Origin of the sequence: Carnobacterium funditum DSM 5970, from assembly GCF_000744185.1 — a bacterium.
In the GTDB taxonomy this organism is placed as follows: Bacteria; Bacillota; Bacilli; order Lactobacillales; family Carnobacteriaceae; genus Carnobacterium_A; species Carnobacterium_A funditum.
Genome location: NZ_JQLL01000001.1, coordinates 1155654 through 1170253, shown reverse-complemented (window position 1 = coordinate 1170253; position 14600 = coordinate 1155654). Strand labels below are relative to the sequence as shown.

General features: G+C 33.4%; 11 protein-coding genes and 1 pseudogene. 9 read left to right on the top strand and 3 right to left on the bottom strand.

What is annotated here, in order from left to right; genetic code table 11:
* The first annotated feature begins 245 nt into the window (after positions 1-245).
* The 9 genes and pseudogenes from BR44_RS05395 to BR44_RS11265 all read left to right on the top strand — a co-directional run.
* Positions 246-1259, top strand: a complete 1014-nt coding sequence (locus tag BR44_RS05395; protein ID WP_034551064.1) for a LacI family DNA-binding transcriptional regulator — start codon at positions 246-248, stop codon at positions 1257-1259.
* A gap of 47 nt (positions 1260-1306) precedes the next feature.
* Complete coding sequence (locus BR44_RS11270; protein ID WP_211249861.1) at positions 1307-1507, top strand: ABC transporter permease family protein; 201 nt, start codon at positions 1307-1309, stop codon at positions 1505-1507.
* A gap of 53 nt (positions 1508-1560) precedes the next feature.
* Positions 1561-3180 carry a glycoside hydrolase family 13 protein gene (locus BR44_RS05390; RefSeq protein ID WP_034551063.1) on the top strand — a complete coding sequence of 540 codons (1620 nt, stop codon included), beginning with the start codon at positions 1561-1563 and terminating at the stop codon, positions 3178-3180.
* A 123-nt stretch (positions 3181-3303) separates the two neighbouring features.
* Positions 3304-5622: a glycoside hydrolase family 65 protein gene (locus BR44_RS05385; RefSeq protein WP_034551062.1), complete on the top strand. Its 2319-nt coding sequence runs from the start codon at positions 3304-3306 to the stop codon at positions 5620-5622.
* Positions 5623-6310: 688 nt separating this feature from the next.
* Positions 6311-7210, top strand: coding sequence for an ABC transporter ATP-binding protein (locus BR44_RS05380; protein ID WP_034551060.1), 900 nt, complete (start codon positions 6311-6313; stop codon positions 7208-7210).
* Positions 7203-8483, top strand: a complete 1281-nt coding sequence (locus BR44_RS05375; protein WP_034551059.1) for an ABC transporter permease — start codon at positions 7203-7205, stop codon at positions 8481-8483. The genes BR44_RS05380 and BR44_RS05375 overlap by 8 nt, the downstream gene beginning before the upstream one ends.
* A gap of 989 nt (positions 8484-9472) precedes the next feature.
* On the top strand, positions 9473-11227 hold the full coding sequence (locus tag BR44_RS05370; RefSeq protein WP_051912553.1) for a methyl-accepting chemotaxis protein: 1755 nt from the start codon (positions 9473-9475) through the stop codon (positions 11225-11227).
* 237 nt (positions 11228-11464) lie between these two features.
* Positions 11465-11815 carry an HTH domain-containing protein gene (locus BR44_RS11475; RefSeq protein ID WP_051912550.1) on the top strand — a complete coding sequence of 117 codons (351 nt, stop codon included), beginning with the start codon at positions 11465-11467 and terminating at the stop codon, positions 11813-11815.
* Positions 11749-11973 (top strand): annotated as a pseudogene (locus BR44_RS11265) (IS3 family transposase); the annotation flags it as partial. The gene BR44_RS11475 and the pseudogene BR44_RS11265, both read left to right, overlap by 67 nt.
* On the opposite strand, the gene BR44_RS05360 reads toward BR44_RS11265, so the two are convergent.
* The 3 genes from BR44_RS05360 to BR44_RS05350 form a co-directional block, all read right to left on the bottom strand.
* On the bottom strand, positions 11968-12864 hold the full coding sequence (locus BR44_RS05360; RefSeq protein WP_034551057.1) for an ATP-dependent DNA helicase: 897 nt from the start codon (positions 12862-12864) through the stop codon (positions 11968-11970). The pseudogene BR44_RS11265 and the gene BR44_RS05360 overlap by 6 nt on opposite strands.
* Positions 12865-13009: 145 nt before the next feature.
* Positions 13010-13969 (bottom strand): IS30 family transposase, encoded by a 960-nt coding sequence (locus tag BR44_RS05355; RefSeq protein ID WP_034546336.1) that lies wholly within the window; start codon positions 13967-13969, stop codon positions 13010-13012.
* A gap of 82 nt (positions 13970-14051) precedes the next feature.
* Positions 14052-14444 (bottom strand): hypothetical protein, encoded by a 393-nt coding sequence (locus BR44_RS05350; RefSeq protein WP_034551055.1) that lies wholly within the window; start codon positions 14442-14444, stop codon positions 14052-14054.
* Positions 14445-14600 lie beyond the last annotated feature (156 nt).

Below are 14600 nucleotides of genomic sequence, written 5' to 3'. Positions count from 1 at the left end.
TTAAGATAAAAAAACGGGGTATTATAATTTTAAGCCTGACTTCTAAAGGTCGGTACATAGTTTAAGGTATGTAGTTCTATTTTTGCTGTTATCTAAAATTTTAGTTTACAGTTATTAATAACTCTAATAATTAATTTGAAATAATATAAGAAAAACATCGAAAACGCTAACAAACTATGTTAATATCAATTTGAGTAAACGTTTACGTTGAGGTTAATTAAAGATAGAATAGGAAGTGAATACAGATGGTTACCATTCGTGATGTTGCCTTGAAAGCGCAAACCTCTATTGCGACAGTTTCTCGCGTAATAAATAATAAGCCCGGTTTTTCAGAAGAAACAAAACAAAAGGTTCAACAAGCTATGAAAGAATTAGATTATGAGACTAATGAAATTGCTCGTAGCTTAATCACAAATAAGACAAATACTATTGGCGTTATCGTACCAAATATTGCAAGTATGCTTACGCACGATTTGCTGAATGGAATTGAAAATCTATCTCAGTCAAGGAAGTATAGCATTATCGTTTGCTACACCTATTCTAACCAAGAAAGAACAATGGAGTATTTAAAGACATTAAAAGAAAAAAGAGTAGATGGCATTATCTTTACAAGTGAAAATTTAACGGATGAAAATATTAAATACATCAAAAAAATAAACATTCCTATCGTATTATTATCTACATTTTCAGAAAAATACAAGCTGCCTTTCGTAAAAGTTGATGATTATCAAGCTTCCTATGCTGCTGTAGAATATTTAATCGGCAAGGGCCATAAAAATATCGGTATGCTCAGCGGTGATCCTAACGATAAGATTTCTGGAGAACCACGAATCAGAGGATACAAAGAGGCATTGAAAGATCATCATCTATTCTACAATGAGGAACGTATTATTGTCGGGAACAACTTTAGCTTTGAAGATGGGAGATCGAATGTTGTAACGCTTTTAGAAAATTTCCCGGAAATGACCGCAATCTTTTCTGCTAGTGATGAAATGGCTGCTGGAGCAATTGCAACGGCACATGAAAAAAAGATTAATATACCTGAAGAGTTATCTATAATTGGTTACGATAATATTTTAGTATCACAGATGGTCTACCCACCGTTGACAACAATTGAGCAGCCTTTGTATGATATGGGATACACCGCTGCAGAAATGTTATTCCATCAAATAGATGAAAAAGAACTGATAAATAAAGAAGTGTATCTTCCATTTAAAATCATTGAAAGAAAGAGCGTTAAAGTGATAGATTCACTTTAATTGGTGATTACATCATTAGCGCAATGTTTGTTCCATGCTCTATAAACATGTTGCCATTAGTCATTTTGAGTGGGAACAGTGATATGGCAACAATCCCTTTAACTCAATATATTTTTGAATCTCAATTTAGTACAAATTATACTTTGGCATTTTCGTCTTATTTATTAGCTAGCTTACCTATGCTAATTGTTTATATCATTGCACAAAAGTGGATCATCAGTGGGGTTACACAGGGTGCAATTAAATAAACCAACCTTAAAAGAAAACAATAGAAAAAGTTAAAGAAATGAGGAATTAAAGTATGAAATGGTGGCAGAATGCAGTAGTCTATCAAATCTATCCAAGGAGTTTCCAAGACTCTAATGGAGACGGAATAGGTGATGTGCAAGGGATTATCAAACGGTTGGATTATTTAGAGTTATTAGGGATTAATGCTATATGGCTTAGTCCTGTTTACCAATCTCCAAACGATGACAATGGCTATGATATTAGTGATTATCAAGCCATCAACGCTGAGTTCGGAACGATGAAAGACATGGATGAGTTGATAGAAAAAGCTAGGAAAAAGGGAATCCATATTATAATGGATTTAGTAGTCAATCACACATCAGATGAACATAACTGGTTTGTAGAATCAAAACAAAGTAGAGACAACGAATACCGTGAATATTATATCTGGCGAGATCCCGTTGATGGAAAAAGACCAAGTGAATTAACCTCATCTTTTAGCGGTTCTGCTTGGGAGTTTGATGAAGCAAGCGGACAATATTACTTGCACATGTTTAGCAAAAAGCAGCCAGATCTGAATTGGGAAAACCCAGCTGTGAGAAAAGATATCTATGAAATGATGAATTTTTGGTTAGACAAGGGAATTGGTGGATTCCGCATGGATGTTATCGATCAGATTAGCAAAGACTTAGATAATAACGTTACAAATAACGGACCACGACTGCACGAGTTTATTCAAGAAATGAACCAAGAAACAATCAGTCAGTATGACGTAATGACAGTGGGCGAAACATGGGGTGCTACAATTGATAGCGGTAAGAAATTTTCTGATCCAAAAAGAAATGAATTATCAATGATTTTTCAATTTGAACATATAAGCCTAGATGAGCAACCAGGAAAAAGTAAATGGGACTTGAAGCCTCTTAATTTAGTAGAATTAAAAAAAGTCTTAGCTAAATGGCAAGTAGAGCTTGGTGACTCCGGGTGGAACAGCTTGTTTTGGAACAATCATGATACACCTAGAATTGTTTCACGGTGGGGAAACGATCAAAATTATCGAGTAGAAAGCGCTAAAATGTTTGCAATTTTACTTCATTTTATGAAAGGAACCCCCTATATTTATCAAGGTGAAGAAATTGGAATGACTAATCAGCCAATCGAAGATATTTCGGAAGCAAGCGATATCGAGACGATTAATTTATACCGTGAACGTCTAGAATTGGTTCATGATAAAGAAGAGATAATAAAATCAATCAACACAAAAGGACGAGACAATGCTCGTAGACCGATGCAATGGGATAATACCCAACAGGCTGATTTTACTACTGGTATACCTTGGCTCTCAGTAAACCCAAATTACAATGGAATTAATGTCAAACAAGCTTTAGAAGACAAAAATTCTATTTTTTATACGTATCAGCAATTGATTAAACTACGTAAAGAAAATCCATCACTTGTATTTGGTGATTTCAAGTTGCTGTTACCTAATCATCCAACGATTTTTGCATATGAAAGGACGTATCAAAATGAGACGTGGCTAGTTGTTGCAAACTTTTCTGAAGAACCAACTAGCTTATCGTTAAGTGCCCAATCAGACAAAAGTCAACCAATTATTTCAAATAGTACAAGAAAATCTTATGATTTAAGTGACTTGTATTTGGAACCTTATGAAACGTTTTGTATAAAAAAATAGGGTTCTTCTAATAAGGACTAAAGACTTTTTGTAGCGATACGTAGTTACTAAATTAAATAGGCAATAGATGAATAAATCAGATTACGTTTAATTAAAAATACGGGTAAAAGAAGGAGAAAATAAATGGACCAGTTACTGAAAGGAACAGAATGGGAAATTTGGGAAGAAACTATAGAGCCTGACCTAATAAGACACAATGAAACTCTTTTTTCGCTAGGAAATGGACACATTGGAACGCGAGGCAGTTTAGAAGAAGGTTTTTTAAACAAAACATTCACAACAAATGAAGGGACCTATGCAAACGGTTTTTTTGAAACAACGCCTATTGTTTATGGGGAAACAGCCTATGGATATGCTGAAAATGCCCAAACTATTTGCCAGATTCCTAATGGAAAAGAAATGAGTTTTGCAATTGATGGAGAGTGGTTTCAGTTAGAAACAGGTACTGTATCAAAACACAAGCGCGTCTTAAATATGAAAGAAGGGATTCTTAAACGTTCTTTTACATGGGAAAGTTCAGATGGAAAAGTAATCGATGTAGCTATCGAACGATTTATTTCTTATGATATTCCCGAAATATTAGCCGTTTCTTATCAATTAACACCGGTAAATTTTAATGGAGAACTGACATTTAAAACCTGTTTAGATGGCCAGGTAAGCTTGCCATCTACTGTCGAGACTTTAATAGATGATCCTCGAGTAATTAAACGTGAAAAACGTGATTTTCGTACTCATTTAGCTTATGAAGAAAATCAAGCATGTTTAGTTTTAGTGACAAAAAAAAGCAACTTACGAGTAGTCGTGGGACAAAAAGTTAATATCTCATCATCCAACAAAAAAATCCGCTGCATAAAGACAGATGAAAAGATTATAAATGAACTTACTATAAAAGGTACTGAAGGAAAAACGGAAAGAATTGAGATTTTAACCGGGTATAGTTCATTTTATTCTGAGTCTGAACAAGATCAAACTAGTACTAAACAATTAGGAGAGACGTTACAAGAAGTAGAAAAAATAGGCTATAAAAAACTTAAAGAGAAGCATTTGAAAACGATGGATTCTTTTTGGGAGCAAAGCGATATTCAAATTAAAGGCGACGATTTATTGCAAAAAGGACTACGTTTTAATTTGTTTCATTTAAATCAAGCAGCGGGACGTGATGGGTTAACTAATATTCCAGCTAAAGGACTAACTGGTGACGGGTATGAAGGACATTATTTCTGGGATACAGAAATGTACATGCTTCCCTTTTTTGTTTATACTCAACCTAAAACTGCCAAGTCGTTGCTCTTATACCGTTATTCTATTTTAGAAAAAGCAAGAAATCGAGCTAGAGAAATGGGAGTAGAACAAGGCGTCTTATTCCCATGGCGAACAATCAATGGAGAAGAATGTAGTGCTTATTATCCAGCAGGGACTGCACAGTTTCATATTAATGCTGATATTGCCTATGGAGTAAAGCTCTATCTAGAAGCTACAAATGATAAGGATTTTAGATACCATGAAGGATTTGAAATTTTAGTTGAAACGGCTCGTTTTTGGATGGAGTTTGGGGATTACATTCCTGGAAAAGAGAACACGTTTTGTATTAATGGCGTAACTGGTCCGGATGAATATACCGCTCTTGTTAATAATAATTACTACACTAATCGTATGGTAAAAACAAATTTAGAATACGCTGTTAAATTAGCCAAAGAAGTATTAAGTCTACCAAAAGAAGGATTAATTGAAAAAACCAAAACAATAGCTGTTGAAAAAAATGAGATTCAACTTTGGGAAAATGCTGCAAAAAATATGAATTTACCTTTTGACGAAGAAAAACAATTAACGAAACAAGACGATACATTTTTCGATAAAACGGTATGGGACTTTGAAAATACACCCAAAGAAAAATATCCTTTGTTACAGCATTATCATCCATTAATGATTTATCGTTACCAAGTCAACAAACAAGCAGATGTGGTATTAGCCCAATTGTTGCACTCTAAACAAATTTCGCAAGAACAAAAAACACGGGATTACCATTATTATGAAGCTATCACAACCCATGATTCTTCTCTATCTAGATCTGTTTTCGGCATGATGGCAAGTGAAATAGGCGAGAAAGAAAAAGCGTATCGTTACTTTATGGATACTGCTTTGATGGATCTTACTGATCAACAGGGAAACACAAAAGATGGCATTCATGCTGCTAACATGGGCGGAACTTGGATGAGTATGGTATATGGATTTGCAGGAATGGCAATACAGGAAGATAAGTTAACTTTTTCTCCCCGGTTACCTAAAGAATGGAAAGAGTTGAGCTTTAAAATTCATTTTAAGGATAGTTGGTTTAAGGTTATATTAACTGAACAACAAACGGTTTATGAATTAATATCAGGTGAAGATTTGATTTTTATGCATAACAATAAAGAAGTCCTTGTTGAGGGGTCTAAGCAATAGTGATAGTTTTAATATAAAAACTAGTACTAAAAGTTAAAAAAGACAATCGTAAAAAGACACTATTAATAGTTAAACATTTTCTCTGATGCTAACTGTCTACATTTTTAATGTAGACAGTTAGTTTTCCTAACCATCTACATAAAATTTGTATCCTATTGTAGCAGCAGATTGCTTTAATAAAACTGTATCCATTATATTTCCTTTTTGTTGCTTATAATTATTGCTAAAGTTTTAATGGAACGCTCTCCATATCTCCTTGATTACAAGGACAAAGTAGCGCCATAAAAAATCCGTTTTCTGTTTGTCCAGTTCCTTTTAACTCTCTTTATTAAGTCATTGTGGTGATTCTTTATTTTTTTACCCAAACTATTTAAAGGGTTACTTTCTTTTCCAGAAGAATTATTCAATTTATAACCTTCTTTCCATATTTTTTTAATAGTATTTATTATATCGTATTGATAGATATCTCTAAATCTCTTTACTTCTAATATTTTTAAAAAAAGTGTTATGTTAAATCAAGGATCTGGATTGGCAATACTTTGCTAGAAAATATGGCCAATCTAAATAATAACTTACTGGTTAAGTGCTAGTTTTTGAAATTATCATATAAGAACCTTTTGTCTATCTATCCATGTTAGTATTAAATAGGTACTTTATTTTTATAAACTATTTCTAAGGAGGAGAAGCAATGCTAGAAGTAAAAAATTTAAAGAAGACATTTGGCGAACTTACAGCCGTTGATGCCGTTAATTTCACTGTTCCTGGAGGAACTATCCTAGGATTGATTGGACAAAACGGATCCGGAAAGACCACAACCTTTCGTCTCATTCTTGATTTACTACACCCAGATCAAGGGGAAGTGCTTTGGGATAATAAACCATTGAGTAGATCCGAATACAATCAAGTAGGCTATTTGCCAGAGGAAAGAGGACTCTATCCTAAAGTTACTATTGAAAAGCAATTATTGTATTTTGCACAATTAAGAGGAAAAAGTAAAAAAGATATTGAACCCCATATAGACGAGTGGATGGATAAGTTTAAGGTAAAAGGAAAGAAAACAGATAAAGTGAAAACGTTATCCAAAGGGAATCAACAAAAGATTCAATTAATCTCTACATTAATTCATGATCCAAAGCTCATTATCCTTGACGAACCATTCAGTGGCCTTGATCCAGTAAACGCTGATTTACTTGAAAAAGGTATTATGGAAGCAAAAGAACGAGGAGCTAGTATTATTTTTTCTAGTCATAATATGAATAACGTAGAAGAATTGTGTGACCACCTAGTTATGTTACGTGATGGAGAAGTTGTCTTAAATGGGACTGTTCAAGATATACGAGAACAATTCGGACGAACAAAACTATACTTAGAAACTCCATTAGAAAAAAAAGTTTTAGAAGATATGCCAGGAGTACAAAATGTAAAACAAACAGGTGAACAAACATATACCCTAACGCTAACCTCCGCTGAATATGGAAAAGATATTTTTAAACGTGTCACTCAAGATGGTTATATTACAACTTTTGATCAGCAACCACCCTCTCTGGAGGAAATATTTAGAATGAAAGCTGGTGAGTTTAATGAATAAATTCTGGGTTATTTTAAAAGAATCTTATCGTAAAAATGTCCAATCCATTGGCTTTGTGGTTATGATTATAGCTCCCTTAATTATTTTAGGTATTGGACTAGGAATAGGTTATTTTGTCAGTAACTCTGAAGATGAATCTTTACCTATTGCTGTCATTACTGAAAATGACCAAGTTATGGCCCTACTCTCTTCTAAAAAAGAAGGTCTAACAATTGATGAAGATATTCAATCCATAGCAGATGCAAAAAAAGCGCTGGGAAACGAAGAAATTGAAGGGTATGCAACTATTCAAGTTAACGATAATTTTGTAGAAGGCGAATATGTAAGTACAGATATGCAAGGTACGCCAAATGCTGAAATATTGAGATCTTTACTAACCAGTTATCAAACGCAATTAAAAGGACGAGAATTAGCGCTCTCCGAGCAAGAAATCGGAGCAATCACGTCTCCTATCCAGTTTTCTGAATCTATAGTCAGTATAGAAAAAGGTGTCATAGAGACGGAAGATGATTCCGACTTAACGGGCTCTCTCGTTAGAAACGGAGCTGCCTATCTTATCAGTATCGCCATTTTTATTTTTATTACAACGTATTCTTCTATTATTGCACAAGAAATTGCCTCAGAAAAAGGGACTCGTATCATGGAAGTTATTCTTTCTAGTGTTTCCAGTACAACTCACTTTTTCGGTAAACTTGTTGGGATTTTACTAGTTTGTCTAACACAAATTATGGCATACGCTGTGATAGCTATTATTGCTTTCACCCAGTTGAAAAAGATAGATTTCATCAAGGACGTTCTTTCGTTTGTTGATTTAAGTGAACTTACTGCTTCCTTTATCGGAATTTCTATCGTTTTATTTTTATTGGGTATTTTTCTTTACGTCGTACTTGCTGCTTTCTTTGGTTCGCTTGTTACGAAGATAGAAGATGTCAATAAAGCTGTCTCACCAGTAGCGTTTATTGCAGTCGCGGGATTTTACGGTGGAATGTTTGCTTTTGTTAATCCGGATCATTTAATAGTGGAAATTTTATCTTTCGTCCCACTTTTCACCCCATTTATCATGCCTTTTAGAATTGCAGCAGAAAATATATCTTCAACTGGTATAGGGATTTCATTGGTTGCAACCCTTTCATTCACTGTATTGACGACTTGGATTTCCTTAATCCTTTACCGTTCAAACGTACTCGTATACTCAGATACAAACTTGTTGAAAACGTTCAAGCGTTCTTGGAGTATTTTCAAAAGTGAGCGTAAATCAATTTCTAAAGAGTAAAATTAACTGAAGAATTTTTATTGTCAAAAAAGAACTTAAGTTTACTAAATAAATGACGTCTAAATACAATTTTTATAGTGTATTTAGGCGTCATTTGTGTTGTTATTTAGAATTAACAGTTTTATTTAATAGATAAATAAAAAACTGTATCAAAAACAATTATTTTTGATACATATGTACGTACAAAATTATGTGTTCACTAAATAAAAAGAACCTTGAATTAACAAGGTTCTAGAGACATGATTCTATCTCATTTCATGTATTTGTATAAAAATATTTTATTAATTTCAAGCTTATTTTCTATATTTTTGTTACAGCTATAATAATCATAAGAAAACAAAAAATTGATAAACCTGCACCCACAAAAAAACTCCTTATTTTATTAGATGTTTAAAAATAGTATCTCAAATTCACATCATAAACTGCTTTTTAGTCTACCTTGCTTTGTATAACTGCTTAATTATAAGCTAAATACAAAATTACGGGAGTACATATAAGTAAAATAAGAAGTATTAATAAAGTTTTTAATACTTTATTTCTTTTTTTCATCTTAGCACCTGTCTTTTCATTCATTTTATGGAAAGAACTTTCTATTATCTTTATAAGGCATAAAATGACCCTAACATAATTTTATGTCGAGGACACTTTATAAATCAATTTTACTTCTACAAACTTATTCTGATATTGCGGGCTTCTCTTAATATAGAGAGGCCTGTTTTTTATCCTACTATTTATCACTTACACTAAACCGCAGACAATGCCCAGTGATTAAATTAGAATTATACTATTAATTATGGGTTATAATCACCGATACTAGTATAGTAGTCATATAAGCCATAGTATTTGACTGACCATGAAATATTAATACAAAATCACTTTGTAAAAGAGAGGATAGTTTGTTTGACAAGCCAACATACATAAGAATTATTATAAAATATATGATTTTTAATTAATATGACATTCAGCAGTACTAATTTGGAGGATAGCAGATGACAAAATTTAAATACTCGATCAAAGGAAAAATTTTATTAATTACAATAGTTTTACTCGTCATATCAAATGTATCTATTGGTTTTATAGGATATACTATTGCAAAAAACCAGCTGGATATAAAAGGAGAAACGATTCTTCAAAACGCAGTTGAAACGTCCGTCCAAATGATAGATTTAGCTAACCAAGAAGTTGAAAACGGAACGCTTGAGCTGGAGGAAGCACAGGAGAGTGTTAAAGAATACATGCTCGGAGAACAATTAGAGGATGGTACTCGTCCTATCAACACACCTTTTGATTTGGGAGAAAATGGGTACATGATTGTCTTTAGCCAAGACGGAGAAGAAATCGCTCATCCCACTCTGGAAGGAGAGAACGTCTGGAGCGTAGAAGACAAAGCAGGGAACGGAAATTTTCCTGTCCAGGATAGCATAGAGATGGCTAATAATGGTGGGGGATTTACACAATTTGATTGGTATTTACCCAATAGTGAGACTATTGGTACGAAAATCGTCTATAATAAACTCGATCCAAACTGGGACTGGGTAGTTACTGCTGGTAGTTATGAGAGTGATTTCAACGAAGGTGCATTCAGCGTGCTCAGATATACAAGTATCAGTATCCTTCTATTTTTAATATTGGCAGTTGTAATATTATACACATTTGCAAACAGTTTAGGCAAATCACTTGGTAATGTTACGAAATCAGCTGACAGACTAGCGAATTTGGACGTAACTGAAGATATTCCCGAGAGTCTAGTTAGACGAAAAGATGAAATAGGTTTACTTGCAATATCTTTTCAACAGATCATAGATAATCTTAAACAATTTATTGAAAAAATAGCAGACACGTCCAGTCAACTGGCCACTTCGTCCGGTGAACTTAATGTTTCCAGTGAACAGTCTGCATTAGCTGCCAATGAGGTTGCTGGAGCCATTGAAGAAATAGCCAGAGGGGCTTCTGACCAGGCAGTTGATACCGAAAAAGGTTCCAAGCAAATTGAGGAACTCGGTCAGTTAGTTGAAAGCAACGAAGATTATCTGAAAGAGTTGAATAAATCAACTAAAAAAGTCGACGGATTGAAAAACGAAGGATCCACTAGCCTGAAAGAGCTGATGGAAGCAACGGAATCCAGTATCAGTTCAACTTCAGAGATTCAGAATATAATAGTGAATACAGATGAAAGTGCTCAGAAAATCGATAATGCGAGCAATATGATAAAAAATATAGCTGAACAAACGAATTTGCTGGCCCTTAATGCAGCAATAGAAGCAGCTAGAGCCGGAGATGCAGGTAGGGGATTTGCGGTTGTTGCTGAAGAAATAAGAAAACTGGCAGATCAGTCAAATGGATTCACTGAAGAGATTAGAGAAATCGTCACAGATTTAAAAACAAACACCTCTCAAGCAGTAAAAACTATGAAAGAACTGACAGTCATTTCAGAACACCAGAGTCAAAAGGTTGAGCAGACAAACAGTAAATTTAATGGTATCTCTAATGCAATTACAGATATGAATAGTGTCATCGAATCAATAAATAGTTCTGGAGAAAAAATGATAGACAAAAAAGAGAAAATTATTGAAGTAATAGAAAATCTGTCAGCTATTTCTGAAGAAAATGCGGCTGGCACAGAAGAGGCATCAGCATCTGTTGAAGAACAAATGTCAACCATGCTTGAAATAGCCAATGCTAGTGAAATGTTAGCAAAATTGGCCGGAGAAATGGAAGACGGGATAGCCAAATTCAACTATTAAGAAAAGCAAGACAAACTAATTAATAGATGAAAGTTAACCTTTCCAAAAAATTAAAATAGACATCCGACATTTTTTAAAATGGACCCTATAGAATGGACACTAAAAAAAGGTGCCCTCTATAGGGTCTGTTTTTGTATACTGAATATAAAGAGAACTAGGGTGAGATTTGAAGTAGCGTTACTTCTGCCCAGTCCATCATCCAGATCAATTACATTTCATGTAGAAATGAGACGCTAAATGTCGAAATTAACGTTTGTACTTGAACAAATCCAAATTTCGAAAGCAAATCCTTATGTTAAAAATGTATCGGAGAAAAGCATTACTTATTCCGATGAATTCAAGCGCCACTTTGTTTCAGAATCATTGAACTTAAAAACAGCTAAGCTGCTATTTATTGAAGCTGGATTTGATCCGGAAATGATTGGTGAAAGCAGGATAAGATCATTCGCTGGTAAATGGCGAAAAAGATACCGTGATAATGGTATTTTGGCATTGAAAGATACACGACAAGATTATTCAGGCAGTCCATGTCCAGAAGAGGGAACTGTTGGGATAACGCTCCACAAGAGTCGTTCTTTGGACATTTGAAAGATGAAATAGAGTATAAAGATTGTAGGAATTTGGAAGAACTGCGAGCAATTGTGGATGATTATATGGACTATTACAACAATGAACGTGGACAATGGAATCTAAAAAAGCTGCCCCCTGTCCATTACAGGGAGCAGCTTTTATTGAGTATTTCATAAGGTCTCTTTTTTAAAATCTCCTTTACATAGGGCCCATTTCAATATATCTGGTAACTTTTTTATTATTTCTGATAAATGTTCTTCTGGATACTTACTAGGATGCGGTACCTTTTTTGGAGCATAAACAAGCATTTGATTATTTAAATTAAAGACATTAGGATATTTTTTATAGATGTACTGGTCTTTGTTCAATCCCCAATTAGTTTTAATTTCTTTTGTATGTTCTCCAGAAGTCAATGTGCCAGACATGAATATTATTTTATTAGGTCTAGATAAGTCTGTTATAAACTTTTTGAATTTAGCGTTAAAATGGTTTGAAACATAATGCATTTCAATATTTTTTCCAAATTGTATCCACGAAGTATTCTTACGTTCATTTAAAAAATCTCCTAAATGGTTTAACATTTTTTCTAGCTCATCATCTTCATTTGAATAATCACGATAACTTCTATTTTGCATCTTTTCTATCATATTAGTTTCAATTATATCTTTGATCGATTTTATTATTTTTAAATCTTTTTCATTTATTTTATATCTCATACTACTTTGTTGAGAAGACTTAACGTATTCTTGTTTTGTAATTTTCAATGATTTTAGAAGTTGTTTATATTCAGTTATTCTTTTATTAATCTTTAGATTTACAAGGGACTCATAACTCAAAGAAACTTCTAATCGACCAAGAAAATTTTCTTTTAAACTATGTGCTTCGTCAAAAATTATTATACCGGGATTGTTTGGAATTATAGGTTTAAGATTTTTGCTTGTGTTTAGGTTAGTTTGTATTTGTTGATCATGATTGGTTATGACTAGCTTATTATGCTTACTTAGATATTTGTGCCTATGACTATGTCCTGGGCAAGAGGTAAGACATGGATTTTTAATACTGTTCATTAATAAATATTTTTTTATTTTACTTTTATTAAATTTTGGATTTATTTGCTCTAATTCCGAAACAAGCCCGTATTTACAAAGAGAAAAAAAAATTTAGCTGTTCTTTTTCTTGTAGTGTAAATTTTTTTTTATTATATCTGATTTGTCAAATTAAGCTATACAAAATATCTTCATCCATGTAACTCATAAAAACTTCCAGCGGTGTTTGGTAATTTAATGACTTTCTTGGAATTATATTCCGTTTGTGTGCAACAGACGATACGAAAGCCTGATCAACTTCGTTGAAATCCATTTCTTTTGGCAATCCATCTTTTCGAAGAAGCCCATTAGAATTCTCGTTTAAAGCTCGTTGTGAAGGCGTTCCAGGGTCAGCGAAGTAGATAGCGACATCATGCTGGTTGCACAAAGATTTCCAGTTGGAGAACTCCTTACCGCAATCAAAAGTAATTGATTTGAATAATTTTTTTGGTATGGATTGGAACCATTGATTCATAGCACTCTCAATGTCGCAGGCTTTACGCCCTTTGGGCTTTAAGGTAATGATAGCTTTCGATAAAATCTCTACTAGAGTAATGACCGCACTTTTGTGGCGGACACCTACAATGGTATCTCCTTCGATATGACCAAATTCTTCTTTAAATGTTGGATAATCTATTATTCTTTCAGAGATATTTCGTTTATAAGCTTGTCTACCTCTACGTTCTTGATGTCCGTTAGGCTTTCTTTTCCCTTTCATTGGAAGGGTAGCTTCATCGAATGTTTTTTCTTTAAATTGTCTATAAAGTGTTCGTACGGAACAGTCTATTGTCATTTCTTTACGGCCAATAATGACATCAGGCGTCCAGCCTTCAGCTACTTTTTCCTTGATATAAAGATGTTGTTCTTCTGGTAAAACAACTTTTTCGCGTCCACACTGCTTCTTGTTTTTCTTATACCGTAGGTAATACTCGAAAGCTGTATGTCCTGCTCTGAAGAACCTGATAACATTATTAATCGGTGTTCGAGTACGATTCAAGTAAGCAGCTATTTTAGCAACTGGAATACCTTGATGGTAATAAGCTTCTATCATCACTAGTTCATCCATGGTAATATGGGTATAGGTCATTTGTGATCACTCCTTGTTTTCTATGGTTGGAAATACAATTAGAGTGTATCACGAATGGCTTTTTTATTTGTATAGCTTAATCTTACAATCCACGATATATGAGAGCAGTTTTACATATATAATTAGATTTTCCTAAAGCGAATATTTTCTCAGTATTGTCTATTAATCCTATTTGTTCAAGTAATACAGAATCCGATTCGTATATTTGATTTTGAAGATTTATCGTAGAGGTAGCATAGTTTATAGTCTTTCTGTATTTAGTTCCATACATAAATGAAGGGGCTAAAACTCCTAGTGATTTCCCTGTACCCACTGGAGCTTCTATAAACATTATATTCCTTGAAGAACTATGAAGAAATTCAGCAATATCTAAAGCCATCTGTACTTGAGAAGACCTTACAGATTTTTTATGGTCAAAATACTCTGGTATCTTATCCTCAAATATATTTAAAATTTTTTCGACTTCAATATTCAAGTAATCATCCTAACTGTAACTATTTAATAATAGTATAACACTATATGTTGTACTGTTAAATATATTGAAAACACTATATGTAGGATATCAACAAATAAAACCTGAAATATGAAATTATGTTTAAATAGTTTTTGCTAATTATATGATAGGTATTAT

Bases quoted from the DNA above. Each gene is read 5' to 3' on its own strand.
- BR44_RS05395 (WP_034551064.1), top strand. From the start codon at position 246: ATGGTTACCATTCGTGATGTTGCCTTGAAAGCGCAAACCTCTATTGCG.
- BR44_RS11270 (WP_211249861.1), top strand. From the start codon at position 1,307: ATGTTGCCATTAGTCATTTTGAGTGGGAACAGTGATATGGCAACAATC.
- BR44_RS05390 (WP_034551063.1), top strand. From the start codon at position 1,561: ATGAAATGGTGGCAGAATGCAGTAGTCTATCAAATCTATCCAAGGAGT.
- BR44_RS05385 (WP_034551062.1), top strand. From the start codon at position 3,304: ATGGACCAGTTACTGAAAGGAACAGAATGGGAAATTTGGGAAGAAACT.
- BR44_RS05380 (WP_034551060.1), top strand. From the start codon at position 6,311: ATGCTAGAAGTAAAAAATTTAAAGAAGACATTTGGCGAACTTACAGCC.
- BR44_RS05375 (WP_034551059.1), top strand. From the start codon at position 7,203: ATGAATAAATTCTGGGTTATTTTAAAAGAATCTTATCGTAAAAATGTC.
- BR44_RS05370 (WP_051912553.1), top strand. From the start codon at position 9,473: ATGACAAAATTTAAATACTCGATCAAAGGAAAAATTTTATTAATTACA.
- BR44_RS11475 (WP_051912550.1), top strand. From the start codon at position 11,465: ATGTCGAAATTAACGTTTGTACTTGAACAAATCCAAATTTCGAAAGCA.
- BR44_RS05360 (WP_034551057.1), bottom strand. From the start codon at position 12,864: ATGAACAGTATTAAAAATCCATGTCTTACCTCTTGCCCAGGACATAGT.
- BR44_RS05355 (WP_034546336.1), bottom strand. From the start codon at position 13,969: ATGACCTATACCCATATTACCATGGATGAACTAGTGATGATAGAAGCT.